27 protein-coding genes and 1 other annotated feature are annotated in these 26,729 nt (G+C 55.9%); of the genes, 24 read left to right on the forward strand and 3 right to left on the reverse strand.

Annotation, left to right across the window (positions count from 1 at the left end):
• Positions 1–24: 24 nt before the first annotated feature.
• Positions 25–1,023: an aldo/keto reductase gene (locus tag KP626_RS00985; RefSeq protein WP_395977470.1), complete on the reverse strand. Its 999-nt coding sequence runs from the start codon at positions 1,021–1,023 to the stop codon at positions 25–27.
• A gap of 252 nt (positions 1,024–1,275) precedes the next feature.
• On the opposite strand from KP626_RS00985, the gene KP626_RS00990 reads away from it, so the two are divergent.
• The gene (locus KP626_RS00990; RefSeq protein WP_395977472.1) at positions 1,276–3,177 is read left to right on the forward strand and encodes an ABC-F family ATP-binding cassette domain-containing protein; all 1,902 of its coding nucleotides are present in this window, start codon (positions 1,276–1,278) and stop codon (positions 3,175–3,177) included.
• Positions 3,178–3,211: 34 nt separating this feature from the next.
• Positions 3,212–3,559 (forward strand): TIGR04076 family protein, encoded by a 348-nt coding sequence (locus KP626_RS00995; protein ID WP_395977474.1) that lies wholly within the window; start codon positions 3,212–3,214, stop codon positions 3,557–3,559.
• 74 nt (positions 3,560–3,633) lie between these two features.
• Here the strand turns inward: KP626_RS00995 and KP626_RS01000 are convergent, their stop codons facing one another.
• Positions 3,634–4,092, reverse strand: coding sequence for an ImmA/IrrE family metallo-endopeptidase (locus tag KP626_RS01000; protein ID WP_395977476.1), 459 nt, complete (start codon positions 4,090–4,092; stop codon positions 3,634–3,636).
• A gap of 294 nt (positions 4,093–4,386) precedes the next feature.
• The gene (locus tag KP626_RS01005; protein ID WP_395977478.1) at positions 4,387–5,511 is read right to left on the reverse strand and encodes a DUF4203 domain-containing protein; all 1,125 of its coding nucleotides are present in this window, start codon (positions 5,509–5,511) and stop codon (positions 4,387–4,389) included.
• Positions 5,512–5,669: 158 nt separating this feature from the next.
• Between KP626_RS01005 and rsxC the strand changes: the two genes are divergently transcribed.
• The 22 genes from rsxC (at position 5,670) to KP626_RS01115 (ending at position 26,638) form a co-directional block, all read left to right on the forward strand.
• Positions 5,670–7,007 (forward strand): electron transport complex subunit RsxC, encoded by a 1,338-nt coding sequence (gene rsxC, locus KP626_RS01010; protein ID WP_395977480.1) that lies wholly within the window; start codon positions 5,670–5,672, stop codon positions 7,005–7,007.
• A gap of 3 nt (positions 7,008–7,010) precedes the next feature.
• A complete protein-coding gene (locus tag KP626_RS01015; RefSeq protein ID WP_395977482.1) occupies positions 7,011–7,976 on the forward strand; it encodes an RnfABCDGE type electron transport complex subunit D in 966 nt (321 codons plus the stop codon).
• Positions 7,969–8,571 (forward strand): RnfABCDGE type electron transport complex subunit G, encoded by a 603-nt coding sequence (locus tag KP626_RS01020; protein WP_395977484.1) that lies wholly within the window; start codon positions 7,969–7,971, stop codon positions 8,569–8,571. The genes KP626_RS01015 and KP626_RS01020 overlap by 8 nt, the downstream gene beginning before the upstream one ends.
• On the forward strand, positions 8,568–9,182 hold the full coding sequence (rsxE, locus tag KP626_RS01025; RefSeq protein WP_395977486.1) for an electron transport complex subunit RsxE: 615 nt from the start codon (positions 8,568–8,570) through the stop codon (positions 9,180–9,182). The genes KP626_RS01020 and rsxE overlap by 4 nt, the downstream gene beginning before the upstream one ends.
• A gap of 3 nt (positions 9,183–9,185) precedes the next feature.
• Positions 9,186–9,779 (forward strand): electron transport complex subunit RsxA, encoded by a 594-nt coding sequence (gene rsxA, locus KP626_RS01030; RefSeq protein WP_395977488.1) that lies wholly within the window; start codon positions 9,186–9,188, stop codon positions 9,777–9,779.
• A 15-nt stretch (positions 9,780–9,794) separates the two neighbouring features.
• The gene (locus tag KP626_RS01035; RefSeq protein ID WP_395977491.1) at positions 9,795–10,610 is read left to right on the forward strand and encodes an RnfABCDGE type electron transport complex subunit B; all 816 of its coding nucleotides are present in this window, start codon (positions 9,795–9,797) and stop codon (positions 10,608–10,610) included.
• Positions 10,611–10,696: 86 nt separating this feature from the next.
• Positions 10,697–11,266: a Maf family protein gene (locus tag KP626_RS01040; protein WP_395977493.1), complete on the forward strand. Its 570-nt coding sequence runs from the start codon at positions 10,697–10,699 to the stop codon at positions 11,264–11,266.
• A gap of 26 nt (positions 11,267–11,292) precedes the next feature.
• A complete protein-coding gene (locus tag KP626_RS01045; RefSeq protein WP_395977495.1) occupies positions 11,293–11,991 on the forward strand; it encodes a YitT family protein in 699 nt (232 codons plus the stop codon).
• A 488-nt stretch (positions 11,992–12,479) separates the two neighbouring features.
• Positions 12,480–13,502 carry a rod shape-determining protein gene (locus KP626_RS01050; RefSeq protein WP_395977497.1) on the forward strand — a complete coding sequence of 341 codons (1,023 nt, stop codon included), beginning with the start codon at positions 12,480–12,482 and terminating at the stop codon, positions 13,500–13,502.
• 102 nt (positions 13,503–13,604) lie between these two features.
• Complete coding sequence (gene mreC / locus KP626_RS01055) at positions 13,605–14,459, forward strand: rod shape-determining protein MreC (RefSeq protein WP_395977499.1); 855 nt, start codon at positions 13,605–13,607, stop codon at positions 14,457–14,459.
• Positions 14,456–14,971, forward strand: coding sequence for a rod shape-determining protein MreD (mreD, locus tag KP626_RS01060; protein WP_395977501.1), 516 nt, complete (start codon positions 14,456–14,458; stop codon positions 14,969–14,971). The genes mreC and mreD overlap by 4 nt, the downstream gene beginning before the upstream one ends.
• 27 nt (positions 14,972–14,998) lie before the next feature.
• Positions 14,999–17,461 (forward strand): penicillin-binding transpeptidase domain-containing protein, encoded by a 2,463-nt coding sequence (locus KP626_RS01065; protein WP_395977503.1) that lies wholly within the window; start codon positions 14,999–15,001, stop codon positions 17,459–17,461.
• A gap of 17 nt (positions 17,462–17,478) precedes the next feature.
• Positions 17,479–18,636 (forward strand): rod shape-determining protein RodA, encoded by a 1,158-nt coding sequence (gene rodA / locus KP626_RS01070; protein ID WP_395977505.1) that lies wholly within the window; start codon positions 17,479–17,481, stop codon positions 18,634–18,636.
• A gap of 103 nt (positions 18,637–18,739) precedes the next feature.
• Positions 18,740–19,465 (forward strand): peptidoglycan DD-metalloendopeptidase family protein, encoded by a 726-nt coding sequence (locus tag KP626_RS01075; protein WP_395977507.1) that lies wholly within the window; start codon positions 18,740–18,742, stop codon positions 19,463–19,465.
• On the forward strand, positions 19,466–20,344 hold the full coding sequence (locus KP626_RS01080) for a M50 family metallopeptidase (RefSeq protein ID WP_395977509.1): 879 nt from the start codon (positions 19,466–19,468) through the stop codon (positions 20,342–20,344). It begins immediately after the preceding gene.
• A 68-nt stretch (positions 20,345–20,412) separates the two neighbouring features.
• Positions 20,413–22,239, forward strand: a complete 1,827-nt coding sequence (locus KP626_RS01085) for a TIGR03960 family B12-binding radical SAM protein (RefSeq protein ID WP_395977511.1) — start codon at positions 20,413–20,415, stop codon at positions 22,237–22,239.
• On the forward strand, positions 22,236–22,898 hold the full coding sequence (locus tag KP626_RS01090) for a TIGR03936 family radical SAM-associated protein (protein ID WP_395977513.1): 663 nt from the start codon (positions 22,236–22,238) through the stop codon (positions 22,896–22,898). The genes KP626_RS01085 and KP626_RS01090 overlap by 4 nt, the downstream gene beginning before the upstream one ends.
• A gap of 31 nt (positions 22,899–22,929) precedes the next feature.
• On the forward strand, positions 22,930–24,459 hold the full coding sequence (locus KP626_RS01095; protein WP_395977515.1) for a ribonuclease E/G: 1,530 nt from the start codon (positions 22,930–22,932) through the stop codon (positions 24,457–24,459).
• A 41-nt stretch (positions 24,460–24,500) separates the two neighbouring features.
• Positions 24,501–24,573, forward strand: a sequence feature (ribosomal protein L21 leader region).
• A 19-nt stretch (positions 24,574–24,592) separates the two neighbouring features.
• Positions 24,593–24,898 carry a 50S ribosomal protein L21 gene (gene rplU / locus KP626_RS01100; protein WP_395977517.1) on the forward strand — a complete coding sequence of 102 codons (306 nt, stop codon included), beginning with the start codon at positions 24,593–24,595 and terminating at the stop codon, positions 24,896–24,898.
• Positions 24,899–24,927: 29 nt separating this feature from the next.
• Positions 24,928–25,197, forward strand: coding sequence for a 50S ribosomal protein L27 (gene rpmA / locus KP626_RS01105; RefSeq protein WP_395977519.1), 270 nt, complete (start codon positions 24,928–24,930; stop codon positions 25,195–25,197).
• A 68-nt stretch (positions 25,198–25,265) separates the two neighbouring features.
• Complete coding sequence (locus KP626_RS01110; RefSeq protein ID WP_395977521.1) at positions 25,266–25,646, forward strand: cytidine deaminase family protein; 381 nt, start codon at positions 25,266–25,268, stop codon at positions 25,644–25,646.
• Between the two features lie 95 nt (positions 25,647–25,741).
• Complete coding sequence (locus tag KP626_RS01115) at positions 25,742–26,638, forward strand: DNA-3-methyladenine glycosylase family protein (protein WP_395977523.1); 897 nt, start codon at positions 25,742–25,744, stop codon at positions 26,636–26,638.
• Positions 26,639–26,729 lie beyond the last annotated feature (91 nt).

The raw sequence follows: 26,729 nt of genomic DNA on the forward strand, positions 1-26,729 counted from the left end.
TCCGGGTTTTTTTTATTGTCCTTTCTATTCGTCGATGATCGCCCCTTCGGGGATGGGCCCCACCGGTGGAAAGATGGCATCGATGCGGCGGAGTGCCTCTTCGTCCAATTCCACCTCCACCGACTGAAGGGCACTGTGGAGCTGCTCCAGGGTGCGAGGTCCCGTGATGGGGCAGGTGACGGACTTCTGATGCATCAACCAGCTAAGGCCCACATCGGCTTCCCCATGTCCCAGCTCCCTGCAAAGAGCGGCGTAATCGGTGAGTTGGCGGCGTAGTTCCTCTGTAAGAGGAGCGGCTTGGCCGGTGCGGCTCCGCGCTTCCGCCCGAGCAAGAGCACCACCGCCCAGCATCCCACCTGCAAGGGGACTCCAGCAGATGATGCCGATGCCCAGCTCCTCACAAGCGGGAAGAAGCTGGCTTTCACACCCCCGATATAGGAGGTTGTATCGGTGTTGCTCTGATACCATCCCCAAGAAATTTCGTTTGTCGGCAGCCCATTGAGCCTTAGCCAGATCGTAGGGCTGGAAATTGCTGGCCCCGATATACCCCAGCTTTCCCTGGTTTACCGCATTTTCGAATGCACCCCAAAGCTCCACCCAAGAGGTACGCCGTTCGGCCCGGTGCATCTGATATAGATCGATATGATCGGTCTGCAGCCGTCGGAGGGATCCTTCCAAATTAACCCGGATTTTGTGGGCGGACAGGCCGTTTTCATCGTTGGGGCCAAGGCCCTTGTCGTTCATGGGCAGGTATAGCTTGGTGGCTAGGATAACCCGCTCCCGGCGTCCGCCGCCCTGGCGGAACCATCTGCCGATGATCTCCTCGGTCCAGCCGTGATGGCCGTTGTCGCAAAGGAAGGAACCATACATATCGGCGGTATCAAAGAAGTTGATCCCCGCGTCCAAGGCCTCATCCATAATGCGGAAGGCGTCCGTTTCATCGGTGAGGGGTCCAAAGTTCATGGTACCCAAGCAAAGACGGCTTACCTTCAGGCCGGTGCGCCCCAAGTAGGTATATTTCATAAAACGTCTCCTTTCAAAATTCAAGACAAAGCGAGTGGTGATGACTGGAGAATTTCATCGGCAAAACGGAAAACCATCCATTCTGCTCATTTTCCATCTTTTACCCTTTGAACTGTACCATAGCAGAGAGAAAGAAACAAGCAAAATGAGTAAAAACACATTAATAATTGTTTCTTCTCCTGAAAACAGCCGGAAGATTGAAGAAAAAAGAAAAATTTGCTATGATGCTGGGGTTAAGAAACGGAGGAATCCATGAACCTATTGTCGGCACGGGATCTTGCGAAATCCTACGGAGAGCGGAGCCTGTTTACAAATGTGGGATTCACCATAGAGGAAGGGGAAAAGGTGGGCCTTGTTGGCGTCAACGGCTGCGGCAAGACCACCTTATTCCGTATCATCGCAGGGATGGAACGGGCGGACAGCGGCACGGTATCGGTCAACCGTCTGACCACCATCGGCTATATGGAGCAGCATGGCTTTGACGATCTCTCCCGAGGCCTCTATGAGGAGGTTCACCGGGTATTTGCCCATCTTACCCGGATGGAGGCGGAACTGGAGGACATCGCCCGCCGGATCGAGGAAGGAGAGCTGGATCTGATCCATCGCCAGCACACGCTGAATGAAGCCTATTTGGAGGGAGGCGGGCTCACCACCCGCAGCCGGACCCGAGCGGCCCTGCTGGGATTCGGCTTCCGGGAGGAGGACTTTTCCCTTCCGCTGTCCGCCCTGTCTGGAGGGCAGCGGGCAAAGGCGCAGCTTGCAAAGCTGATCCTCAGCGGCCCCAGCCTTTTGATGCTGGATGAGCCCACCAACCATCTGGACATTGAGGCCGCCACCTGGCTGGAGGATTACCTGCGGGATTACCGGGGCGCGGTGCTGGTTATCTCCCATGACCGCTATTTTCTGGATCGGGTAACTGGCCGTACCCTGGAGCTGGAGCATGGGAAACTCACCTCCTATCAGGGAGGCTACTCCCAGTACATGGATAAAAAGGAGGAGGATGGCCTCATTGCCCAGCGGCACTATGCCAATGTGCGCCGGGAAGCCAAGCGTATCGAAGGGATCATCGCTCAGCAGAAGCAATGGAACCGGGAGCGGAACATCCGCACCGCCGAGAGTAAGCAAAAGCAGCTGGACCGGCTGCTTTCCGGAGTAACGCCCCCCGATAAAGCCCCTCAGCGGCTGCGGTTTCACTTTGACACCGCGCCCTTTGGAGGCCAGGATGTATTGGTAGCCAAGGGCCTGTCCAAGAGCTATCCCGAAAAGCCTCTGTTTCGGGAGTTGGATCTGACCATCCGTAAGGGGGAAAAAGTGGCGGTGCTAGGTCCGAATAGCGCGGGCAAAACCACCTTGCTCAACATCATTATGGGAAAGCTCCTACCCGATACCGGCATGGTGATGCTGGGGGCCAACATCAAAACGGCCTATTACGATCAGACCCAGTCCACCCTTCATCCGCAGAACACCATCCTGCAAGAACTGCAAAACGCCTTTCCCCGGATGACCGATACCCAGCTTCGCACTGCGCTTGGGGTATTTCTGTTCCGGGGGGACGATGTATTCGCCACCATCGATCGACTGAGCGGCGGGGAGAAAGCCCGGGTTGCGCTTTTAAAGATGATGCTGTCGGGAGCCAATTTCCTTCTGTTGGATGAGCCCACCAACCACCTGGACATCGCTTCTCGGGAGGCATTGGAACAGGCCCTATTGGATTACGACGGCACCATCCTTATGGTGTCCCATGACCGATATTTCGTGAACCGGTTGGCGGATCGAGTGTTGGCGTTCACCCCAAAGGGAGTGACCTCCATCCTGGGAGGCTATGATGATTACCTGGCCGCCCTGGAGGCCGGGGAAGCCGCTCCGCAAAAAGGGGAGCGGCCGGAGCGGGGCGCCGATTACCGGGCCAAAAAGGAGGAGGACCGGGCAAGGCGCAAGCTGCAAAACCGCGTAACCCGGTTGGAGGAGAGCATCGGTCGGATGGAGGAGTGCATCGAGGCGCTGCGACAGGAGCTGGCCGACCCTCAGGTGGCCACCCAATACCAGCGGGCTATGGAGCTTAGCGACGTCCTGCGGGAAAAGGAAGCGGAGCTGCAGCGTCTGTACCAGGAATGGGAGGAGGCCAGCACGTTCCTTATTGAGATGGAGAAATGACCTTCGCAAGAGCCGGCGCGTATGGAGGAGAAGGATGAAAAAATGGTATGCGGAAGAATACGAATGGGAAATTGAGGTAATTGGGTTCCTCCGTGGCTCCAGTACGGAACGGTATTGTAGAAACGGCGAGGAGATCGGGGATCGATATACCTGTACCTATGGATGTCCGGTTAATGCCGACGGGCAGGGGATCTGCTCCAAGACCATGCTGATGATGTTCCCGGCCATGGAAGCCGTCCGAAGCGGCGGGGATCTTGAGAATGTGGGCGGAGATGGCAGATACAGCAAAACCATTGTGTGTCCGGACGGCAACGTGATCTTTAAAATGACGGCAAAAAAGCGCCACAACGGGAATTTCTATAAGGACAAGTCTTTCGATTGAGTGGACCTATGCCTCCTATGGATTCATAAAAGAAAAGCGTCTCACCTGTTCCAAGGGTGAGGCGCTTTCGCTTTTTATGGGATACTGTGCCGGTAGGCGAACCGCTTCAGCCGGGCCAGCTCCTGGGGCGCGGTATGCTGGTAGTAATCCATTGCCTGGCCCATCATCTCCTCTGTGATGCCAAAGTATTCGGCACAGTCCCAAGGGGTCCAGATATGGGCCCGCACGGCCTTTTCCAGTCCGCGAAAAGGCACCAGCCACTGGATGGCCCGTTCCATGGCCAGCCGCTCCTGGAATGCGATCTGATAGCGGCTGCAGTACCGCATATCCATGGTGGCGGTCTCAAAGTGGCCGATCTCCTCCGCCAGCACACAGAGCTTCTCCCGGCCATCCATATCGGGCCGCAGGATAATCAAAGGCTGCTTTTCGTCCCAGAGGTAAAGGCCTTTTACCGACCGGGGAAGCCGGCGATCCTCCAATACTACAACCTGCTTATCCTCCATCTGCTGCAGCATTTCCTCCAGTTTGGTCATGATGTGTCCTCCCAATAGAAAAGAAATACGAACTTGTGTTCGTATTATTAGTATACACCCAACGGCAGAAATAGGAAAGATATGGATGAAAATAAGCGCATATCATCTTGGTAAACCAGAAAGAAGAAAAAAATTGCCGTTAACATACGAGAACGGCGGTTTTTTCCTGCAATTTGGAAAGACTGATAGAGACGCCATTCTCCTAGGCAGACTGGTCGGGGAAAGGCAAAATCCAATTTTGCGCTTGCTGCTAAAACCATATGAAAAAGCTCCCCCAAGTGGGGGAGCTCTGGATCAGCGCTTGGATTTGCGCGCCACCTCCGATAGGGACCGGCGGCGGGGAAAGGGAGATGCATTCTCCTCCTGGGTTCCATGGAAACTGGGCGTCTCGGTGGGCCGATCCCCCCAGCTGGGAGCCTGCGGCGTGGAATCGCTGGACTGCTGCTCCAGGGTGGAACTGCGGGGCGGGGCGTATTCCTGCCCGTCCGGCCGTTGATAATGGGAGACGGGGGACGGAGCGCCATAATCCATCTCCTCTCGGTGGCTGGAACGCTCGCCAGCGCTCAAACTCCGGCTGTAGCTGGCGGCAAAATCGTCATAGGTTTCCTGGCGGCGAGGCCGTTCTCCGCGCTCCTGTCCCCTAGGCCGTGGTTCCCGGCTGCCGCTCTCCCTGCGAACCCGTTCCGGCCGCTGTGCGGGCCTGCGCGCCGGACTACCGGCTTTCGGGGCCTCCCGGAGGCCGCCTTTCGCTGCGGCCTGCTTGGAGCGGAATTCGGATTGCAAAAGGGTGAACAGCAGGCCCATAAAGAGACAGATGGCCAGGATCAAAAGCTGAATGATGGTATTAAACCCGATAAAGGCGTCCTTGATGGAGGTGATCCACCCAGAGAAGGAGGCGAAGGGGGAGACGATCTCAATGGTCCCGCCGCTGCTTCCCACCAAAATGGCCATCATCACGGAGATCGCCACCAGGTATCCTCCAACAAAGGAAGTGGACAAAAGTAGTGCCATTCTATTTTTGAAGGAGAAAAGGGCCGCAAATATGGCCATTGCAAGGAAGCAGGCTATTGAAATGCCGATGGGTGGTATGGCATAATGTAGCAAAACATTTACAATATGTAATACTGTGATGCCAACAATGCCGCCAAAGACCAAGCCGCTGGCCCCATAGGCCAAACGCCGGATCTTAAGAGCGGCCATTCCCGCAATGAGTCCAATTGCGATGGAAGCGTATAGGATGATGCCGGAGGAGCGGGGCAGGTTAAAAAGATAACCGATCCACAGCACCACGGCGGAGCCGGCCATGAGGCCTAAGAACCCCAGGGCAAGCTTTCCGCTCCTGTGGCCCAAAAGGCCGATGAGCGCTCCTATGATGGCAACGATGGCAAACACGACGATGGTAATGGTGGTTCCGCTCAATAGAATACACCTCGTATCTTAGCTTGTGGAAAAACCGTTATCTACAATATTACACAAAAAGCGACATAGAAGCAATAAGGAGTACCCATTGCAATGGACGCTTTTTGCCAATGGATTTCATTTTTCACCCCATTTGGGGCAAGATTGGAGGATGGGCATTGCAACTCTATCGATTCAAGCGGGGCGGGGTTACCCCTCTGCACCGGCGCCATGAGGGCAAGACCCTGTCGTCGGGCGCGTCCATTGAACGGATGCCTGCGCCCGAGAAGGTCTGTATCTCCATGGTGCAGGGTGCTGGGGCTCCCGCGAAGCCCGTAGTAAAACCGTCGGATCTGGTGACGGTGGGCCAGCTAATCGCGGAGCCGGCCGGGTTTATCGGCACCCGGATTCACGCCAGCGTCAGCGGCGTGGTTAAGGGCATCGTGGAGATGCCGACGGTGGCGGGGGGCGTAGCGCCCCATATCGTCATCGAGAACGATGGCCAGGATACCGGCTATGATTTTCCCGAGACGGGACGCCGTCTTACCGGCCCGGAAATCCTGTCCGCCATCCAGGAGGCGGGCCTCGCCGGCATGGGCGGGGCAGGCTTTCCCACCCATGTTAAGATGACCATCCCCGAGGGCAAGCGGTGCGAGCTGCTCCTCATCAACGGTGCTGAGTGCGAGCCCTTCTTGACGGCGGATCAGCGCCTGATGGAGGAGGATCCTGATCGGATTCTCCGAGGCGTGGGCTACGCCATGGAGGCTCTTGGGGTAAAGGAAGCTCGGGTGGGAATTGAAAACAACAAGCCCGCCGCCATTGCCGCCATGGAGAAATCCGCTCAGGGATTTGCCGGCGTATCGATTTGCCCCATGCGGACCCGTTACCCTCAGGGATCGGAAAAACAGTTGATCCAAGCCCTGGCGCGTCTGGAGGTGCCCCAGGGGGGGCTTCCCATCGACTGCGGGGTGGTGGTGCTCAACGTAGGCACCTGTGCTGCCATCGCGGACGCCGTGGAGCGGAACAAGCCGCTGATCGAGCGGGTGGTGACCGTCACCGGCGCCGTGGGTCGGCCATCCAACCTGCTGTGCCGCATCGGAACCAGCTTTGCCGACGCCGTAGCGTATTGCGGCGGCTATGGCGATCACATCGAAAAGCTCATCTCCGGCGGCCCCATGATGGGCTTTGCCCAGTTTACCGATGAAGTTACGGTAGGGAAGGGCACCTCGGGGATCCTGGCCCTGGATCACGATCACGCCAAGCAGTTTGAGGAGTGGCCCTGCACCCATTGCGGCAAATGCGTCCAAGTGTGTCCCGTGGGCTTGATGCCTTTGATGATCGACGCCTATTCCAGGGCCGGAAAGATGGATATGGCTGACGAATACAACGCCATGGACTGCATGGAATGCGGCTGTTGTTCCTATATCTGCCCCAGCCGCCGGCATCTAACCCAGTCCATCCGGGCCGCCAAGCGGGAGATCCTCGCCGCCCGGAATGCCAAGAAGGGAGGGAAATAAGCCGTGATTGAAGGATTAAGAGCCAGTTCCTCCCCCCATCTCCGACAGCCCCGGTCCATCTCCGGCATCATGGTGGACGTATGTATCGCCCTTTTGCCCGCCGCTCTGTATGGAGTGTTTCAGTTTGGTTGGAATGCCGCCATGGTGATGGCGGTATCGGTGTTTACCGCCGTGGCCACCGAGGTGGCCATCGAGCTGATTTTCCACAAGCCCCGGACCATCCACGATTTCTCCGCCGTGGTTACCGGCATGCTGGTGGGCATGAGCTGCCCGCCCACCGTCCCCTTTTGGATTCCCATGATCGGTAGCTTTTTTGCCATCGCCGTGGTAAAGATGCTGTTCGGAGGGTTGGGCTATAACTTTATGAACCCTGCGGTTACCGCTCGGGCGGTGCTGCTGGCCTCCTGGCCGGGACTCATGACCAACTGGCAGTTTTTGACCCCTGCAGAGGCAGTGGCTTCCGCTACCACCACCAGCCAGGCCACCCCCATCGCCGCCCTTCATTACGGCACCGCCAGCACCTATGGCGATCTGTTCCTGGGGAATGTGGCGGGCTGCATCGGCGAGGTGAGCAAGCTGTTGCTGCTTCTGGGCGCCGCCTATCTTGTGATCCGGGGCGTGATTCGCCTCTATACCCCTGTGGCCCTGTTGGGGACCTTGTTCCTATTAACCTGGGCTTTTGGCGGCGACGCCGGCCTCTTTACCGGGGACGGCCTTTACGCCATCCTGTCGGGCTCCGCCATCATCTGCGCCTTTTTCATGGCGACCGATTACACCACCTCTCCCGTAACGGGAGCGGGGCAGGCCATCATGGGCTTTGGCGTGGGATTGATCATCTTCATTATCCGAACCTTCGGGGCCTACCCCGAAGGGGTAACCTACGCTCTGATGTTCATGAACATTCTGACGCCGCTCATCGACCGGTTCGTGCGGCCCAAAGTCTATGGGGAGGTGAAACAGCATGGGTGATAACACCGTAAAGATCGCCTTAAAGCTGCTCCTGATCACCCTTGTGGCCGGCCTGGCTCTGGGCCTTACCAACGCCGTTACAAAGGATCCCATCCAGGAGCAGGAATTGGCAGCGGCCGAGGCCGCCCGGCGAGAGGTGCTGACGGCGGATTCCTTTTATGAGGTGCCGCTGGATACCCTTAAAGCCAATTCCTCGATCCAATGGGCGGCCGGAAACGACACCGTTACCGCCGTCTACGGCGCCAAGGCCGCCGACGGTTCCTTTGCGGGCACGGTGGTGGAGATCACCGGCAAGGGCTACGGCGGCTCCATCGCCATCACGGTGGGGGTGGATCAGCACAAGCAGGTCAGCGGTGTGAAGATCGGAACCCATAGCGAGACGCCTGGCCTGGGCGCCAAAACTGCCAATCCCGATTTCTATGGCCAGTATGCTGGCATGGACGCCCAGAAGGAGATTGCCATCGGCGCCGGGGAAAACGGCGTGGTGGCCATATCCGGCGCTACCGTATCCAGTAAAGCGGTGACCAGCGCGGTGAACATCGCCGCGACGCTGGCTGTGGAATACCAAACCGTCATAGAGGAGGCGGCACAATGAACAAACTGTTAAAGCCGCTGAAGAACGGCATTCTAGATGAAAACCCCACCCTGCGGCTGGTGCTGGGCACCTGCCCTACCATCGCCATTACCACCGCTGTCTCCAACGGCGTCGGCATGGGCCTGGCGGCCACCTTCGTTCTGGTGGGCAGCAATCTTGTGATCTCCCTTTTGCGGAACTTCATTCCGGAAAAAGCCCGGATTCCCGCCTATGTGGTGGTCATTGCAACCTTTGTGACCATGGTGGATCTTCTGATGAAGGCCTATTTGCCCGCTCTCAACCAATCCTTGGGTATCTTCATCCCGCTTATCGTGGTAAACTGCATCATTCTGGCCAGGGCCGAGGCCTTTGCCAGCAAAAATGGCGTGATGCCCTCCATCATGGACGGTGTGGGCATGGGCCTGGGCTTTACCTTGGCCATCACCATCATCTCGGTATTCCGGGAGGTGCTGGGCAACGGAACCTTCCTGGGAACTCCCCTCTTTGGGGATGGCTTCCAGCCCGCCCTTATAATGGTGCTGGCCCCCGGCGGTTTCCTGACCTTCGGCCTGGTGCTGGGCGCGTTCAACCTTTTCAGCAACGCCCGGAAAAAGAGAAAGGGGGCCCGGTAAACCATGGGTAGCAATACGGTTTCCATTGCGGTCATTCTGCTGAACTCCATCCTGGTGCAGAACATCGTTCTGGGCAAGTTCCTGGGCATCTGTCCCTTTGTTGGGGTATCCAAAAAGCTGGACACCGCCTTGGGCATGGGGATGGCGGTCACCTTCGTTATCGCCCTCTCCAGCGTCATCACCTATCTGGTGCAGTACGCCATTCTGGTGCCGCTCCATATCGAGTATATGCAGACCATCGCCTTCATCCTGGTGATAGCGGGCCTGGTACAGCTGGTGGAGATGTTTATCCAGAAATCCAGCCCGGCGCTCTATCAGTCCCTGGGCATCTATCTGCCCCTCATTACCACCAACTGCGCGGTGCTGGGGGCGGCGATTCTCAACATCACCAGCAACTATAACCTGATACAGACCTTGGTCAACGGCATCGCTACCGGCCTGTCCTTCACCTTTGCCATCGTGCTGTTTGCCGGTGTGCGGGAACGGATGGCGCTGGCGCCCATTCCCAAGTCCATGGACGGGTTCCCCATTGCACTGGTGTCGGCAGGCCTTATGGCCATGGCATTTCTGGGCTTTTCCGGCCTGGTGTCCATTTGATAGGGGGGCTGTGAGATGGATTGGTTGGCAATTATAAGCCCGGCTGCGGTGCTGGGCGTATTGGGAGTGCTCTTCGGCGGCCTCTTGGGGGTTGCATCCAAGAAGTTCGCCGTAGAGGTGGACGAAACGGTGGCAAATCTACGGCAGTATCTGCCGGGAGCAAATTGTAGCGGCTGCGGCTATCCCAGCTGCGACGCCTTTGCCGAGGCGGTGGTACATAACGGTGTGGATGTATCGGGCTGCGCCGTCATCAGCGCCGAGAACCTTGTAAAGGCGGGAAAGGCCGTGGGGCAGGAGGTCAAGGTCAGCGGCCAGAAGAAGGCAGTGGTTCTCTGCCAGGGCACCCGCGAGAACAGCCCGCCCCGCTATGAATACGAGGGGATTCATTCCTGTAAAGCCGCTGCCATGGTATCGGGCGGAAACAAGGGCTGCAGGTATGCCTGTCTGGGCAACGGGGACTGTATCTCCGCCTGCGCTTTTGGGGCCATCTCCATGGGTCCCGGCAACATCCCGGTCATCGATTTTGAAAAATGCACCGGTTGCGGCGCCTGTTCCAGAAAATGTCCCCGGAACGTCATCGGTATGGTACCTATGGAGGCCAAGGTAGTGGTGCTGTGCCGAACCCAGGAGCGGGGGCGGACGGTGCGCCAGGCCTGCAGCCGGGGATGCATCACCTGCCGCCTGTGCGAGCGGGCTTGTCCCACGGGAGCCATCAACTGCGACAGCGGCGTGGCGGTGGTGGATTATACAAAATGCATCGGCTGCCTGGAGTGTACCAAGAAGTGCCCCAGCCCCTGTATCGATCTGTTCGGGCCGGAGACCATCGTTTAAAGCTGAAAAAGAAAAGCCATCCCAGGGATGGCTTTTCTTTTTTTTCTCCCTTTGCTATATTGGTGCAGGAAAAGGAGAGAGATCCTATGAAACACATCGTATTGGCGTCAGCCTCCCCCCGGAGGCAGGAATATCTGGCTCTATTGGGCTATCCCTATACCTGTAAAGTGGCGGATGTGGACGAATCCAGCATTCAAAAGACGGAGCCCGCCTGCCTTGCCATGGCCACAGCCCGGCTGAAGGCACGGGCGGTGGCGGCGGAGGAACGGGATGCCATCATCATCGGTGCGGATACCGTGGTATCGGTGGAGGGAGCCATCTTGGGAAAGCCGCGGGACGCGGCCAATGCCCAACGGATGCTAGCTCTTCTGTCCGGCCGGGCGCACCAGGTCTATACCGGTCTCTGTCTCATTGACACTGAGAGCGGCCGGGAGATCTGCGACTACCGGGAAACCACCGTTTGGATGCAGCACATCTCCCGTGAGGAGATCGAGGCCTATGTGGCCACCCAGGAGCCCATGGACAAAGCGGGAGCCTATGCCATCCAGGGAGGCGCCAGCCGGTTTGTGGAAGCCATCGAGGGCTGTTATTTCAATGTTTTAGGGCTGCCCATCAATCTGCTGTACAACCTGCTTACGCCGATGCTGAAGGCTTGAGCTGCGCCAGCGGGGGGATTTTGATTGTGAACAACCGGAACGAAAAAACCGAAGGGACGTCTTTGGGCGCGACCTGCTGGAGAATCGGATACTATCTTGTGGGGCTCGTTCTCCTGGCAATCGGGCTGACCCTTAATACCAAAACTGGGCTAGGGGTTTCACCCATTATAGCGGTTCCATTTTCAATTTCTAATATCTGGAACCTTAACTTTGCACTGATGACCTTTTGCCTCTATACGCTGTTTGTGTTTTTGCAGATGCTGCTCGATGGAAAGGAGCGGCGGTGGAGCACCCTTCTGCAGATTCCCTTCAGCCTGGTGTTCAGCGTCCTTTTGGATTGGTTCGGCAGGCTGCCCATTGCCCTTTGCGCCCTATGGCAAAATCTGCTGCTGCTTCTGGCCGCCATGGTTCTTACCGCGGTAGGAGTAACCTTGATGGTCAATATGCGGCTGGTTCCAAATCCAGCGGACGGCATGGCTGACGCCCTGGGTAAGCGGCTCAATCGAGGGATGGGCTTTGGGAAAAACCTTCTGGATCTAACCTGTGTGGCCGTCACCTGCGTCATCAGCCTGGCATGCGGTGGAAGGATCACCGCCATCGGCCTCGGTACCCTCATCGCCATGGTCTGTGTGGGACGGCTCATTGCCCTTTGTCAGCGGCTATTCCAAAAGCCAATGCTCCGCCGGGCGGGTTTAACGGAGGCCTGCGTCGGCGAGGAGGAGTAGCTGGTCTGTCCATCATGAAAGGACGTCGAGATTTCCTCGAATCGCATACCTAAAAAACGAACCATCGTTTATTTGTAGGGAGAAAGGGAAGATTCCTCCTTTCTCTCTTTTTCTTTTTTCAGTTGTCCGCGCTGTTTCTCTCAATAAAGCGGGAAAGGATAGGCGCCTGGATAGGTCAATCATAAAAGGTGGGGTGCTCCCCGCCCTTTGCTTTGCCAAAATGGGGCAATGGCGGCCAAATCCGGCCAAAACGGGTATGAATTGGCCGGTCTGTACCACCCTTTCAGCGTCGGATTTCTTACGGCACAACATCAAATCCATCTCAGGTCATTCCCAAAGCGGCGGGGAAGAGATGATGCAAAAAAATACGCGTGGAGGATCAAAAACGGTGAGGATAAAAGAAAGATTTGTATGAAAATTGATGCCCTCGTCAATAATGAGGATACGAAGAAATGCCCAATACTTGGGGGAGGTAGAAGAATCTCATGATGTCAAGGGATTTAGGAATTGATTTGGGTACCGCCAATACGCTGGTATATATGCGGGGCAAGGGGATCGTCATCCGGGAGCCTTCCGTGGTAGCAGTACGGTCGGGGGACCGCCGTCAGGTGTTGGCGGTAGGTCAGGAGGCAAGGGAGATGATCGGCCGCACTCCCGGCAACATCGTGGCCATCCGGCCCATGAAGGACGGGGTCATCGCTGACTTCAACATCACCGAGGTGATGCTCAAGTATTTCATCCAAAAAGCGGTGCCGAAAGGAATTGGTTTTATGAATCCCCGGGTGGTGATCTGTGTGCCCTGCGGGATTACAGAGGTGGAAAAACGGGCGGTGGAGGAAGCCGCTAAAAGCGCCGGCGCTAAGGAAACCTTTCTCATGGAGGAGCCCATGGCGGCTGCCATTGGCGCGGGATTGCCTATCGAGGAGGCTCGGGGCTGCATGATCGTGGACATCGGCGGGGGAACCACCGAGGTGGCGGTGATCTCCCTAGGGGGAATCGTGGCCAGCCGGTCCGTCCGGGTGGGTGGAAACCACATTGACGATGCCATTATCGACTACATCAAACGGGAATATAATATGATGATCGGGGAGCGGACTGCGGAGGATATTAAGATTCAGATTGGATCGGTATTCGATGGAGAAGTGGACGGAGTGATGGATGTTCGGGGCAGGGATCTATTAAACGGTCTGCCCTGTACCGCTACCGTTACGGCACAAGAGATCACCGAAGCGCTCCGGGAACCTGCCGCCGCCATTGTTGGCGCGGTCCGCTACACGCTGGAGCGCACGCCTCCGGAGCTGGCGGGGGATATCATCCATAGCGGCATCGTCCTTTCGGGGGGTACCGCCGCCCTGCGCGGGCTGGATAAGCTCATCGCCCTAGAGACCGGCATGAGCGTCGCCGTGGCCCAGGACCCCTTGGATTGCGTGGTCAACGGGGCTAGTATGGCCCTGGAACAGATGGCGCCGGCCCGCCGCCGGGGATTTCGTCTGCGCCCTTCAGCCACATAATCTTCAGAATTGCGGGGCCCTTGGCCCGTGGCGCTGGAGAGGAATCTATGCTATAATATCGGGAATATAAAGGGATTCCCGATATTTTTTATGGAGTAGATCATGGGTTTTAGAAACAAGCCTCTTGTTATAGTAATCGCCATCGCGGTGCTGCTGGTGTCCCTGATGGTCTTCCTGCCGGGTACCGGTAAGGTGGACGGGCCCCAGGGCATCGTGGGGAATATCGTATCGGGAGCCACCGGGGTGTTTGACGCCATTGGGGGCTTCTTTTCCCGTCTGTTTACCAGCGTGTTCCGGCCGGGTACTTTGGAGGACGAAAACCAGGCCCTGAAGGAACAAATCGCTATATACGAGTATAAAATCAATGGTATGAGCGAGATGGAACAGGAGAATCAGCGCCTAAAGCAGATGCTCAATTATATCGAGCAGGCGCCGGAATACGATTATATCATCGGCCGGGTTATCATGAAAGAACCTGGCTATTGGTTCGATGTATTTGATATCAACGTTGGGATCAACCAGGGAGTGGAAGAGGGGGACGCCGTGATTACCCCCGATGGCCTTGCCGGCCGGGTACTGAAGGTTGGAGGCAATTACAGTACGGTGGTTGCCATCATCGACAGCCGGGTTTCGGTGAGCGCCGTGATCGAGCGGACCCGGGATAACGGCATCGTCAAAGGCGGCATGCAGCTTTCCGATGAAGGAGGGCTCTGCTCCATGTCCTTTTTGCCCCTGGACGCCGATCTTCAGGTGGGGGACCGAGTGGTCACCAGCGGTCTGGGCGGTGTGTTTCCCAAGGGGCTCTATGTGGGCCAGGTAAGTCAGGTGGGTACCGGTACCGATAAGCAGGTGGTGGTAAAGCCCGCCGTGGACTTCCTCCACTTGGAGGAAGTCATGGTGGTAAAGGAGAAAGCCGGATCCGCTGGAGGGGATACCGGAGCGGGGGATGGACAATGAAGCAGTTGCTATGCGGCGTCATGACGTTCCTTGCGATGGTGCTGGATTGCTCCTTTATGATTTGGGTGATGCCCTTTGGCATTCATCCGTCCCTCACCGTTTGTGTGGCGCTGGCCTTTGGTATTGCCGACGCCCCCTTTACTGGGGCCATGGCCGGATTGTTCGCCGGCTTGATGATGGACGTAATGTACGGCCCTGTATTTGGTTATTATTCCTTGATCTTTCTCATCACCGCCTATGGGGGCAGCGCCCTATACCGGCGGGCGTTCAGCGAGAATACCCTGTTTCCCGCCATATGTATGGCGGGAGCTTATGTGGTCAAGGAACTGCTTTCCTATCTCTTGGCCTTGACCATGGGGATCAAGACCGAAAATATCCTGTTGCTGCTGTTGAGATATATTCTGCCGTCAGCTCTTTTGACGGGTGTAATTGGGCTGTTTCTGTATGCCGGAATCCACCGGCTGTTCCGTTGCAGCTTTATGCAGGTTTCCCGGTATCGGGACCTGGATTAACCGATGTGATCGTTCAGGGGGAAAAACGTGAGAAAACTGACAATGGGCTCCTTGCGGCTGGTAGGGGTGTTCGCCCTTCTTCTTTTGGTACTGGCCGGGACGCTATTCAATATGACGGTGTTGCAGGGCAGCAAAAATGCCGACGAGGCCTCCAAGGTGACGGCGCGGACCATGAAGGTTACCAGCAAACGGGGGCAGATTTTAGATGTCAATGGCACGCCGCTGGCCTATGACCGGTCTAGCTATGATATCCAAATTTACCGGGATCCTACGCAGATTGGGGAAAAATGGCGGGCGCTCTATACGGAATCCATCATTAAAACGGTGGAGATTATTGAGCGCAATGGTGGAGAGGTAATCGATCCCTTTGTGATCAAACGGGATGAGCATGGCCGTATGTATTTTGACTTTGGCCAGGTGGACAATCCCGACATCAGCCAAAAAACCTTGGAAAGCCGCGAAAAGCTATGGCGGCAAAACCTGTATTTTGACGCCGATGTGGGCCCTCGCGACGCCTATAATGAGTTGCGGGTCCGCTATATGATCCCAGAGGAGATGGGGTATGAGGACGCGGTGAAGATTCTGGGAATCTGGCAGGAGATTCAGTATAACATGTATCGGTCTTATGCCTCTGTTACCATTTCCGAGGACGTGGATATGAACACCGTCTCCGAGATCGAAGCCAGCACCGATCTTCTGGGGGTAAACGCGGTGGAAAGCACCGTACGGGTGTATCCCAAGAACAGCACTGCCGCCCATATCATCGGCTATATGAGCAAGACATACGATGAAGATCGCCTCCAGTGGATGGAGGAAAACGGGTATAACAGCGAGGATAAAATCGGTGTCTATGGGGTGGAGGCCACCATGGAGGAGTATCTATCCGCTAATATTGGTTCCCGTGCGGGGAAGCGAGTGGTGGAGGTGAACAGCACCAGTAAGGTGGTGCGGGAGCTGGAGTATGAGGCGCCGGAGCCCGGATATAATGTGGTGCTTACCATCGATTATGACCTCCAGGTAAAGCTGGACGAAGCTCTTGAAAAGACCATACAGGAATGCTACGCTGCTCAGCAGGAAGAATACAGTAAAAATTATAGCAAGTATGCCGCCCTGGAGGCGGCTCGGGGCGGCACCAAGACCAAATTCGCCAAGACGGGCGCTGCGGTGGTTATCGATGTGCGGAATGGGGATATTCTGGCCATGAGCAGCTATCCCTCTTTCGATTTAAACCTTTTTACTGGAGGGATCAGCGAGGAGGACTACGCTGCCATCAACGATGAAGAGACTACGCCCATGTTCAACAAGGCCATCTCTTCCCGGGCAGAACCCGGCTCCACCTTTAAAATGGTGACGGGTTACGCCGCTCTTCAGGAGGGCGTGATCACCCCCAACACCACCATTAGCTGTGAAGGGGAATATCGGGAGAACGTGGTACGGGGCAAGGGCCCCAAATGCTGGACGAAAAACCCCAGCTCCCACAGCAACCAGACCGTTGTGGAAGGACTTAAGAACAGCTGCAACTATTTCTTCTACTATGTGGCCACCCGGCTGGGCATCGATGATCTCAACAAATGGGCGGATATGTTTGGCCTGAGTTCCAAAACAAATGTGGAGCTGACAGGGGAAGTTACCAGCCATGTGGCCAACCAAAAGGTGTTGTATGACAACACCAAGGATATCGACAGCGGACAGCTGACCTATAAGGCCTATCTGGTGAAAAAACAGATCATTGAGCAGCTGAAGTATTACGGCGTAGTCCGGAACGAGACCTACACGGATGAACAGCTGGATCGCTGCGCCAGCCAGATCATCGCGCTGGTGGGCAGCGGCGATGAATTGGGGGACGGGATCCGGGTGATAATGAGAAAAGAGCTGGGTATCCCCGAGAGCATCAGCTATGCGCGCCGCTGGGATTCCCAGATATCGGGGTATCTCTATGAGATCACCTGGAACTCCATTCAGACGGCTATTACCGGCATCGGCCAGAGCGTTACCGCCGTGACGCCCATCGCGTTGGCCCGGTATATTGCGGCCATCGCCAACGGCGGCACGGTATACGACTGCACCGTCATCGATAAGGTGGTGGACCAGGATGGCAATGTGGTGATGGATCAGGAGCCCAAGGTGTTTGGAACCATCACCGACGTCAACAACTACATGGATTATATTGTAGAAGGCATGCGGGAGGTGTTCTCTCTGGAGGACGGCGGAACAGGCGCAAACTCCCTCCGGGGGTTTAAGTACGCTGACGATATGGCGGGAAAGACCGGCACTGCCCAGGTATCCACCATCGGCTTGGAGGATACCGCCTGGCTGGTAACCTTTACCCCCATCGAGAACGCGGAGATCGCCATTGTGGTGTACATCCCCAACGGGTATCAGAGCGGATTGGCCGCTACCTGCGCCAAAGAGGTGATCCAGTTCTACCGAGATCGGCAGGCCGGCACCGATGAACCCGACATCACTGGCCCTGGCGGCCTGGTGCAGTAGGGTAGGGGAAGAGATATATGGATAGATTGATGGAAGCAAAACCCTGGAAAAAAGTGGACTGGTGGCTGCTAGGCGCGGTGGTCGCTCTATGTGTGGTGGGCTTTATTGCCATCACCTATGCTACTGCTGATCCCTTTACCGGGGGAGAAGCCACTTTCTCCGAAAAGCTTGCCAACTTGAACTTGGATACCGTGAAAAAGCAGGTGCTATGGTTCGGAGTAGGACTTGTGGCCATGGCCTTTATGGCACTGCTGGATTATACTGCGTTAAAGGATATATCCGTATGGATCTACGGCGTCAATGCTGTGATCCTGCTGGCGCTGTTTTCTTTGGCCACCGTGACCCGACAGACCGTGAGCTGGTATAAGTTTGGCAACATCGGGTTCCAGCCATCGGAGATCTGCAAGCTTTCTCTCATTTTATACCTGGGGAAAATCCTATGTGACAACATTCGGGGGGAACGGGGAATCCAATATTTTACCGACGCGCTAAAACCCCTGGTGGTGACCGGTATTGTGTTTGTCCTGGTGATGCTCCAGCCCGATATGGGAACCGCCGCGGTTTATGTGAGCATCTGCATCGGAATGATGTTTGTGGTGGGAGTCGGCTGGAAAATTGTGGCCACGCTGGGGGCATCCGCTCTTGCCATTGCGCCCCTTATGTGGTTTTTTGTGTTGGACGACCGCCAGCGAAACCGAATCATCACAACGCTGAATCCCAGCGCGGATATTGGTAACACCGGCTATAACGTGCATTATAGCAAGATGGCCATCGGCAGCGGCGGCGTTACCGGGAAGGGAATGTTCAGCGAGGGAGCCCTCAGCCAGTTAAACTGGGTGCCGGAAAAGCATACCGATTTTATCTTCTCCGCCATTGGAGAGGCCTTTGGGCTCATCGGCGGATTGACGGTTATCCTTTTGTATGGATTGCTGATTTGGCGGATTATCTATATTGGGATGAACGCCCAGAACCAATATGGAACCCTGATTTGCGCCGGCGTTGCCTCCATGTTTATGTTCCATATCTTTGAGAATATCGGCATGACCATGGGGATTATGCCCGTTACGGGCATTCCGTTGCCCTTCATCAGCTATGGTGGCAGCAGCATGCTTACCAATATGTTGGCCGTCGGCCTTGTGATGGGGGTAAAAGCGCGAACACGAAAAATCTATTGATTGAACACTTGGGGGATGCGAAGGCATCCCCCTTTTTGTTGGGATTTTTATGGACATCCACGCATATAGATAATCGAACAACTATGGGGTTGAGGTGGATGCCATGGATGAGGAAAAGGGCTTTGTGTCCAGGGAGATCAACAACGACTGGCACCGGCCGGATCGGCATAAGCGCAGTGGGAGGAAACGGCGGAACTACCGCTTTTATGGCGCTTCCCGGCAGCGCTCCCATTACCGCAGAAACGAGCCTCGGAGCGGAATGGCCTGGGGAAAACGGCTTGGGATCAAGACGGGGATTTGCGCGGGTCTGGTGGCTCTCTGCTTATTTTTAAAGTTTTCTGGCTTGCCGGCAGCTGAGAAAGCCATGGGATATTTAGAGGGCGTTATCACCTATGATATGGACTTTTCCCAACCCTTTGGCGAGCTGAAATTTGTGGAGAACATCTTTCCCCAGGCGGGAGAGGTGTTTGGCGGGGAGACCAAGACCTATGCCATGCCTTTCATTGGGGAGGTTGTCCAGGGATTTGGCCAAGAGAACTCCATGGGTTTGGTCATCGCATCGGGGATGGAAAAACAGCAGGTGACGGCTTGCGGGCCGGGTCAGGTGGCAAAGCGGGGGACCAGCAGCACCCTGGGGAATTACGTCCGTATTACCCATCCCGATGGAATGGAAACCAGTTACTATGGCCTGGCGGAATCCCCGTTAAAGGAAGGGGATACCGTGGAAAAAGGGGCCGTGGTGGGAACGCTTCAGGAAAAGGAGCTATACCTGGAATTTACCAAGAATTCCATTCCAAAGGATCCTATGAACTACATTGCGGTGGAATAGATGAAGCTGTTTGCCTTCCGTGGGATCCGCGTTTTGGTGGATCCCATTTTAATTGTATTGTTGGCAGTGGCCGCCCTTCTTGGAGTGGGAAGGGATATGGTGCTGATGTTTGCTTTTGTCTTTGGGCATGAGCTTTGCCATACCCTAATGGCCATAGCGCTTGGGGTGGAGATCGATGAGATTGAGCTGCTGCCCTTCGGCGGGGTAGCCCGGGCCAGGGGCATGGATCGGGTGGTGGGATGGCGGGAGGTTCTCATTGCTCTGGTAGGGCCGCTTTTTAACTTCTTATGCGCCTGGTGCTGTCTTATGGCAGCGAAGCTATGGCCGCAATTTGCACCCTCTCTTTTGACTCCGGTGTATCTTAATCTAACTATGGGCTGTTTTAACCTGCTGCCCGCTTTCCCGCTGGACGGCGGTCGGATCCTGCGCAGTCTGCTCAGCAGCTTTCTGGGCAGGGAACGGGCAACCGATGTTTGCGCCGTGATTGGAGTTGCCCTAGGGGCGGGGTTGAGCTGTTTTGGAATCTGGGGAGTGCTGTCTGTGGGCCGGGTAAATCCGCTTCTGATCTCCATTGGGGTATTTATCATCCTGAACGCCCTTCGGGAAAAACGACGCTGGGCCCTGGGCGCGGTGACCAACCTGGAGGAGAAACGGCAGATTATCCGGCGGGGCGCCATGGAGGAGAGCTGGATTACAGCGGGAAAGGAGGTCAGCCTATGGGAAATCGCACGGCGGTTTCATAAAAACCGGTACACCGTAGTCCGGGTGGTGGATGAAAGAATGCGGCCCTTAGGTACGGTGTATGAGGATCGCATCTTGGACTGTATCCTTCGCGGAGAGCGGGAAAAGACCCTGGGAGAGCTGGTGCGCAGCGGTTGAAATTTCTTCTGGTTTAGGGTACTATTGTCCAGATAAACTAGAAGAAACTTGAAAGAGGTAAAGCGTTTTTGACGAGAGATCTTTCCTGGCTGGCCCGAGTGGAAAAGCCCTCCCGGTACACCGGCGGCGAACTGAATATGATCCGAAAGGACCCTTCCAACAGGGTCCGTTTTGCGTTGTCCTTTCCCGATACCTACGAGATTGGCATGTCCCATATGGGGTCTCGAATCCTCTATCACATTTTGAACGATCGGGAGGATTGCTACTGCGAACGGTGCTATACTCCATGGCCCGACGCCATGGCAGAGCTGAAACATGCGGGGCAAAAGCTGTTTTCCCTGGAAACCTATACCGATTTGGATCAATTCGATATCGTGGGATTTTCCCTTCTATATGAATTGACCTACTCCAACGTCCTTGCGATGCTGAAGCTGGCGGGTATCCCCCTTTGTGGGAAAGACCGCGGGGAGGACATGCCCCTTATTGCTGCGGGAGGCCCCTGCGCCGTGAATCCGGAGCCCATGGCGGATTTTATCGATGTGTTCATGATCGGGGATGGGGAGGAGACTATCGGCATTTTGGTGGATGAATACAAACGAGCCAAGGCGGAAGGGGTGGATCGGAAGGAGCTGCTCCGTCGGCTCAGCCGGCTGGAGGGATTCTATGTGCCCTCCCTCTATGCGGTCTCCTATCTGCCCGACGGCCGGGTGGAGCGGGTCGCTCCCATGGATGGGGCGCCAGAGCGAGTGAAGAAGGCTATTGTCCGGAATTTGGATAAGGCGCCTTTTCCCACCTGTCCTCTAGTGCCCTATACCTCCATCATTCATGACCGGGCGGGGATTGAGCTGTTCCGGGGCTGCACCCGGGGCTGTCGCTTCTGCCAGGCGGGGTACCTTTACCGACCCATGCGTCTTCGGAAAAAGGAGACCCTATTGGAGCAGGCCAGGGAGACCATCCGCACCACCGGTTACGAGGAGGTTTCTTTGACCTCTCTTTCCTCGGGAGACTATCCTCAGCTCACGGAGCTGATCCATGAGCTGGATCGTGAGCTGCGCCCTCAAAGGGTAAGCCTTTCTTTGCCGTCTCTTAGGATCGACAGCTTTTTGAAGGATTACGCAGAGGGTACCGCCAGCGTACGGAAGAGTTCTCTTACCTTTGCTCCTGAGGCGGGGACCCAGCGGCTTCGGGATGTGATCAATAAGGGGGTTGACGAGGAAGACCTTATGAGCAGCGTCCGGGACGCCTTTTCCGAGGGGTACAGTAGCATCAAGCTGTATTTTATGCTGGGATTGCCCACCGAGACCGATGAGGATCTCCTGGGAATTGGGGAGCTGGCAAAGAAGGTGGTGGCGGAGTTCTACCGCCAGCCCAAGGAAAATCGGCCGAAACCCGTTTCCGTAACGGTATCCGCGTCCACCTTTGTTCCCAAGCCCTTTACTCCTTTTGGCTGGGCTCCCCAGATCCCCTTGGAGGAGATCGTGCGGCGGCAGAAACTGCTGCGTGACAGCTTGGCGGGGGAAAAGCGCATCCGGGTACAGACCCATGATCCCTATACCAGCGTGCTGGAGGCGGTGTTCTCCCGGGGGGACCGCCGTCTGGGGAAGGCCATTGCGCTGGCTTGTGAGCGGGGAGCTATGTTGGATGGATGGCGGGAATGGATGGACTATGATCGCTGGGTCCAGGCTATCCGGGACGCCGGCCTGGAGGTGGATTTCTATGCCCACCGCCAGCGGGAGCTGGCTGAGACGTTGCCCTACGACCATATTGACATCGGTGTGACCAAGGGGTACTTGGTTCGGGAACTCCATCGAGCGGAGGCAGCGGAAACCACCCCCTATTGCCAGGGGAATTGTCAGGGTTGCGGGCTAATGAAGGAATGTGGGGTGACGGCGTGAGGATTCTGGTACAGTTTGAAAAGACCGGCCCCGCCCGGTATATTTCCCATTTGGACCTGCTGCGCTGTGTTCAGCGAACCTTAAAGCTCATGGACGCTCCCATGGCCTATACCGCGGGATTCAACCCCCATCCCAAGCTTTCCTTTGCCCAGGCTCTGCCCATGTATATGGAGAGCATAGGGGAATACTTTGTGTTGGAATTGACCCAGCCGGTGGATTTTTCCTCCTTTGTTGAGGATTTTAACCGGCGAGGCTATGCGGGGATCAAGGCGGTGGCAGCCCGGGAAATGCCTCGGGAGGAGGGGAACCCCATGGCCATGGTGCGGGCGGCCCGGTATCTTTATCCTATGGCGGGGGATTCTGGGAAAATCCGACAGGCAGTTGCTGGCATTTTAGGGGAAAAAGAGGTATTATTTGATAAGAAGGGTAAGGGCGGCATCCGCCAAGTGAATCTGCGGGAGCGGATCTTTGAGCTTGCGTACCGGGACGGGGTTTTGCATTTGCTGTTGGGGTGCGGAGAACAGAATCTGGTTCCGGCGGAAGTGATCAACCGGCTGTATGAGCGGATGGGGGAGGAGACCCGCATCGAGAACCGGGATGTCCTACGGACCCAGCTCTACTATTATGATGAAGAAAAGGGGCTTGTACCCTTTCTATAAATTTATTCTATAAACTGGTGGATCAAATCGAATGAGAAGCAATATTTATTTGGACGCGAATCCCTATGAGGTGCGGGTTGCGGTGGTGGAGGATGGCAACCTGGCTGAACTCTATGTGGAACGCAAGGGCAGCGAACGCATCGTGGGGAATATTTACAAAGGCGTGGTAAAGAATGTCCTGCCCGGTATGCAGGCCGCCTTTGTGGATGTTGGCATCGAACGAAACGCCTTTCTTTATGCCGGGGACATCAGCGTGGACGCCGTGGACGAGGAGTTGCCCGAGGAGGATGAGAGGGCCAAGTGCATCCCCGACATCCGGAAGCTGGTTCGGGTGGGGCAGTCCATCATGGTACAGGTGTTAAAGGAGCCCTTTGGCACCAAAGGGGCCAGGGTTACCACCAATATCACCCTGCCGGGATACAAAGTGGTGCTGCTGCCCAAGGCCAATTATGTGGGCATCTCCCGGAAGATCGAGGACGAGGAGGAACGGACCCGGCTTAAGGCCATCCTGGAGGAGATCAAACCCAGCCACCGAGGGGTCATCGCCCGGACCAGCGCCCTGGGGGCTGACCGGGAGGAGCTGGCCCAGCAGATTCAGGCTCAGATGGATACCTACCAGGAGATTCACGCAATCTATGATTGCTGCAAGGCGCCGAAGCTGATCCATAGTGAGGAGAACATCTACTACCGTACCGTTCGGGATGCCTTCAACCAGGACATCAGCGGGTTTTATATCAGCGATCCTCAGGCATATGAGTACGTCCGGTCTTTGGTAGAAGCGGTAAACCCCGACCTGCTGGACCGGGTGAGCTTTTTTGATAAGCATTATGATATGTTTGAGTACCATGGGCTGGAGAGTAAGATTGATAAGGCGCTTGCTCGGAAGGTATGGCTGAAAAGCGGTGGGTATTTGATCTTTGATTCCGCCGAAGCCCTTACCGTTATCGATGTGAACACCGGAAAATTTGTGGGGACCAATTCCCTGCAGGATACCATCCTGAAGACCAATATAGAGGCGGCGGAGGAGATCGCCCGCCAGATTCGGCTTCGGGATATCTCTGGCATCATCGTGGTGGATTTCATCGATATGGAGGAGCCCTGTAACCGTCAGAAGATCCTGGATGTACTCCGGGAAGCCGTCAAGCGGGATCGGACTCGCACCATTATATTGGGCATTACGGATTTGGGCATCGTGGAGCTGACCCGAAAGAAAACCAAACAGTCCTTGGGATCGGTGTTCTATGCGCCCTGCCCTTATTGCGAGGGGGAGGGGATCATTCTGTCCTCTGAGTCCATGGCCATGAAAGCCCGAAAAGAGGTGCTGCACCGGTTTTATCGGGATGGGTATGACAACGTGGTGATCATGGCCCATCCGGCGGTCTGCATGGAGATCAACGCTAAAATGCGGCCCGGCGCCCAGCTGATTCCCAGCCCGCCGGGAAAGCGGGTGTTTTTGCTCTCCAACACCAATATGCACATCGAGCATATGGAGGTGGAAGGGGTAGAAAATCCCCAGGAGGCCTTGGAAATGGGAGCCGTCCCCCTGGAATGCCGGGGTTAAGGCATTGCTTCATTGACAAGCCCCTTCCGCTATGTTATCATCTATTGATGTTACCGCTCATAACGGGCTATAAGCGCAGAGATGCCGCCCGGGTTGGCGAGTCCCAATTATAATACGGGGAGGTGCAACAATCATGTATGCCATCATCAAAACCGGCGGCAAGCAGTACAAGGTGCAGGAAGGCGATACCATTTTTGTGGAGAAGCTGAATGTAGAAAACGGTGCCGAAGTGGAGTTTGACGCGTTGCTGGTCGGCGACGGGGAGTCCGTAAAGGTGGGCGCTCCTATCGTGGACGGCGTAAAGGTGAAGGCCAAGGTGGATTCCGTGGTCAAGGGCAAGAAGATCATCGTCTATAAGTTCAAGCCCAAGAAGAACTACCGGAAGAAGACCGGCCACAGGCAGCCCTATTCCAAGGTTGAGATCGTTTCCATTGGATAAGGCCAAGCGATTTTAGTAAAGAGAGGTGTTTGACTTTGGCACATAAAAAAGGTGTAGGTAGCTCTCGGAACGGCCGCGACAGCAACAGCAAGCGGCTGGGCGTAAAGCGGGGCGACGGCCAGTTTGTACTGGCGGGTAATATCCTGGTTCGGCAGCGGGGCACCAAGATCCATCCTGGCAACAACGTGGGCCGCGGCAGCGACGATACCCTCTTTGCCCTGGTGGACGGCAAGGTGAAGTTCGAGCGCAAGGGCAGGGATAAGAAATTGGTTTCCGTATATGAGGAGATCGCTCAGTAAATGAATGGAGGACCGCAGCAATGCTGCGGTCTTTTTGTTTTTTCAAAGCAGGAAAGGAGGCGAAAGCCTTGGAGTTTGCGGAGCTGCTTTATATGGCTCAGGAGGTATTGAACCCAAGAAACCTTTCAGAAAGCGCCGCGGCGGGATCGGTGGCAGCGGCTCTTTTTGCGGGGGATGGGAAGGTTTACCGAGGCGTATGCATCGACATGCCCTGTGGTATGGGATTCTGTGCCGAACATAGCGCGGCAGCAGCCATGGTCACTGCGGGGGAGAGCAGGGTGATTCAGATGGTAGCGGTTGGAGAGGATGGACGTGTGGTGCCTCCCTGTGGCCGGTGCCGGGAATTCATCCGACAGCTGCATCGGGAGAACGGCGAATGCCTGGTGCTGATAGGCGAAGGAGAGGTAAAATCCCTTTCCGAGCTGCTACCCTTTGGCTGGGAAGGGTGAGTTGCGCTTTTAATTCGCCTAGAAACCTTTTTGGACAAATGGACGTTGCTTTTTTTGTGTAGTATAATAAAACAAACTGAAAGGGTGATGGCGCCATGGTGCAGGCATGGGAATGGAGCGGGGGCGTGCGGTTCCGGCTGGACGAGCCTTTTTCCCTCCAGGATACCTTCACCTGCGGCCAGGCGTTTCGGTTTTATCCTGTGGAAGGCGGAGGATATGCCGGAATCGCGTTGGAGCGGGCCGTTGTCATTGCGCCCATGGAGGATGGAAGCTTTTTCCTTTCTCCCTGCACCCTGGGGGAGTTTCAAAATCTATGGCGGTCCTATTTGGATCTGGACCGGAGCTATGCGAAGATTATAGAGGCTTTATGGGGGGATCCCCATGTGCGGCGGGGGATGGAATACGCTCCGGGCATCCGCATTTTAAACCAGGATCCCTTTGAGACCACTATTTCCTTTGTCATATCTGCCAACAACAATATGAAGCGCATTATGTCCCTAATTGCGGCGTTGTCCCGCGGATGGGGCCGGGAGCTGTCTTATGGGGGGTATGCTTTTCCTACTCCCGAAGCGTTGGCATCCATAGACCCTATGGAGCTGAGGCGCATCGGTATGGGGTATCGGGCTGAATATATCGTGGGGACGGCCCGAATGGTGGCCGATGGGTTTGATCTACAGCGTTCGATGGGCATGGATCTTTCGGAAGCCCGGAAGCATCTCTGCCGTTTGCCGGGAGTGGGTCCCAAGGTGGCGGATTGTATTTTGATGTTTTCCCTACATCATCGGGATGCCTTCCCAGTGGATACCTGGGTAAAAAAAGTGCTTTTACGGCTATATCCGCAATGTGACCCACGGCACCCTTTGCCCTTTGCAAAGGCCCAATATGGAGCGTTAGCGGGTTATGCGAATCAATACCTCTTTCACTGCATTCGGTCTGTGGGGGAGGAGGTCTTCTGCGGGGCTTTGGCACATCCAGTGGGCAACGGGGGATGATGCCCCCATATCTGCTGTTTTTTTGCAGGCAAAGTTGCGGGATTTCCTTGACAGCGGAGGAAAACTGCCATATATTATGTCTAATTATATT

The organism is Christensenella sp. MSJ-20, from assembly GCF_044357945.1.
Lineage (GTDB): Bacteria > Bacillota > Clostridia > Christensenellales > QAND01 > QAND01.

Coding starts and splice junctions, on each gene's coding strand:
- KP626_RS01080 (WP_395977509.1), top strand. CDS start 19,466: ATGAAGCTGTTTGCCTTCCGTGGGATCCGCGTTTTGGTGGATCCCATT.
- mreC (WP_395977499.1), top strand. CDS start 13,605: ATGGGTTTTAGAAACAAGCCTCTTGTTATAGTAATCGCCATCGCGGTG.
- KP626_RS01050 (WP_395977497.1), top strand. CDS start 12,480: ATGTCAAGGGATTTAGGAATTGATTTGGGTACCGCCAATACGCTGGTA.
- rplU (WP_395977517.1), top strand. CDS start 24,593: ATGTATGCCATCATCAAAACCGGCGGCAAGCAGTACAAGGTGCAGGAA.
- KP626_RS01115 (WP_395977523.1), top strand. CDS start 25,742: ATGGTGCAGGCATGGGAATGGAGCGGGGGCGTGCGGTTCCGGCTGGAC.
- KP626_RS00995 (WP_395977474.1), top strand. CDS start 3,212: ATGAAAAAATGGTATGCGGAAGAATACGAATGGGAAATTGAGGTAATT.
- KP626_RS00990 (WP_395977472.1), top strand. CDS start 1,276: ATGAACCTATTGTCGGCACGGGATCTTGCGAAATCCTACGGAGAGCGG.
- KP626_RS01095 (WP_395977515.1), top strand. CDS start 22,930: ATGAGAAGCAATATTTATTTGGACGCGAATCCCTATGAGGTGCGGGTT.
- KP626_RS00985 (WP_395977470.1), bottom strand. CDS start 1,023: ATGAAATATACCTACTTGGGGCGCACCGGCCTGAAGGTAAGCCGTCTT.
- KP626_RS01040 (WP_395977493.1), top strand. CDS start 10,697: ATGAAACACATCGTATTGGCGTCAGCCTCCCCCCGGAGGCAGGAATAT.
- KP626_RS01075 (WP_395977507.1), top strand. CDS start 18,740: ATGGATGAGGAAAAGGGCTTTGTGTCCAGGGAGATCAACAACGACTGG.
- rsxA (WP_395977488.1), top strand. CDS start 9,186: ATGGGTAGCAATACGGTTTCCATTGCGGTCATTCTGCTGAACTCCATC.
- KP626_RS01035 (WP_395977491.1), top strand. CDS start 9,795: ATGGATTGGTTGGCAATTATAAGCCCGGCTGCGGTGCTGGGCGTATTG.
- rsxE (WP_395977486.1), top strand. CDS start 8,568: ATGAACAAACTGTTAAAGCCGCTGAAGAACGGCATTCTAGATGAAAAC.
- rodA (WP_395977505.1), top strand. CDS start 17,479: ATGGATAGATTGATGGAAGCAAAACCCTGGAAAAAAGTGGACTGGTGG.
- KP626_RS01020 (WP_395977484.1), top strand. CDS start 7,969: ATGGGTGATAACACCGTAAAGATCGCCTTAAAGCTGCTCCTGATCACC.
- mreD (WP_395977501.1), top strand. CDS start 14,456: ATGAAGCAGTTGCTATGCGGCGTCATGACGTTCCTTGCGATGGTGCTG.
- KP626_RS01000 (WP_395977476.1), bottom strand. CDS start 4,092: ATGACCAAACTGGAGGAAATGCTGCAGCAGATGGAGGATAAGCAGGTT.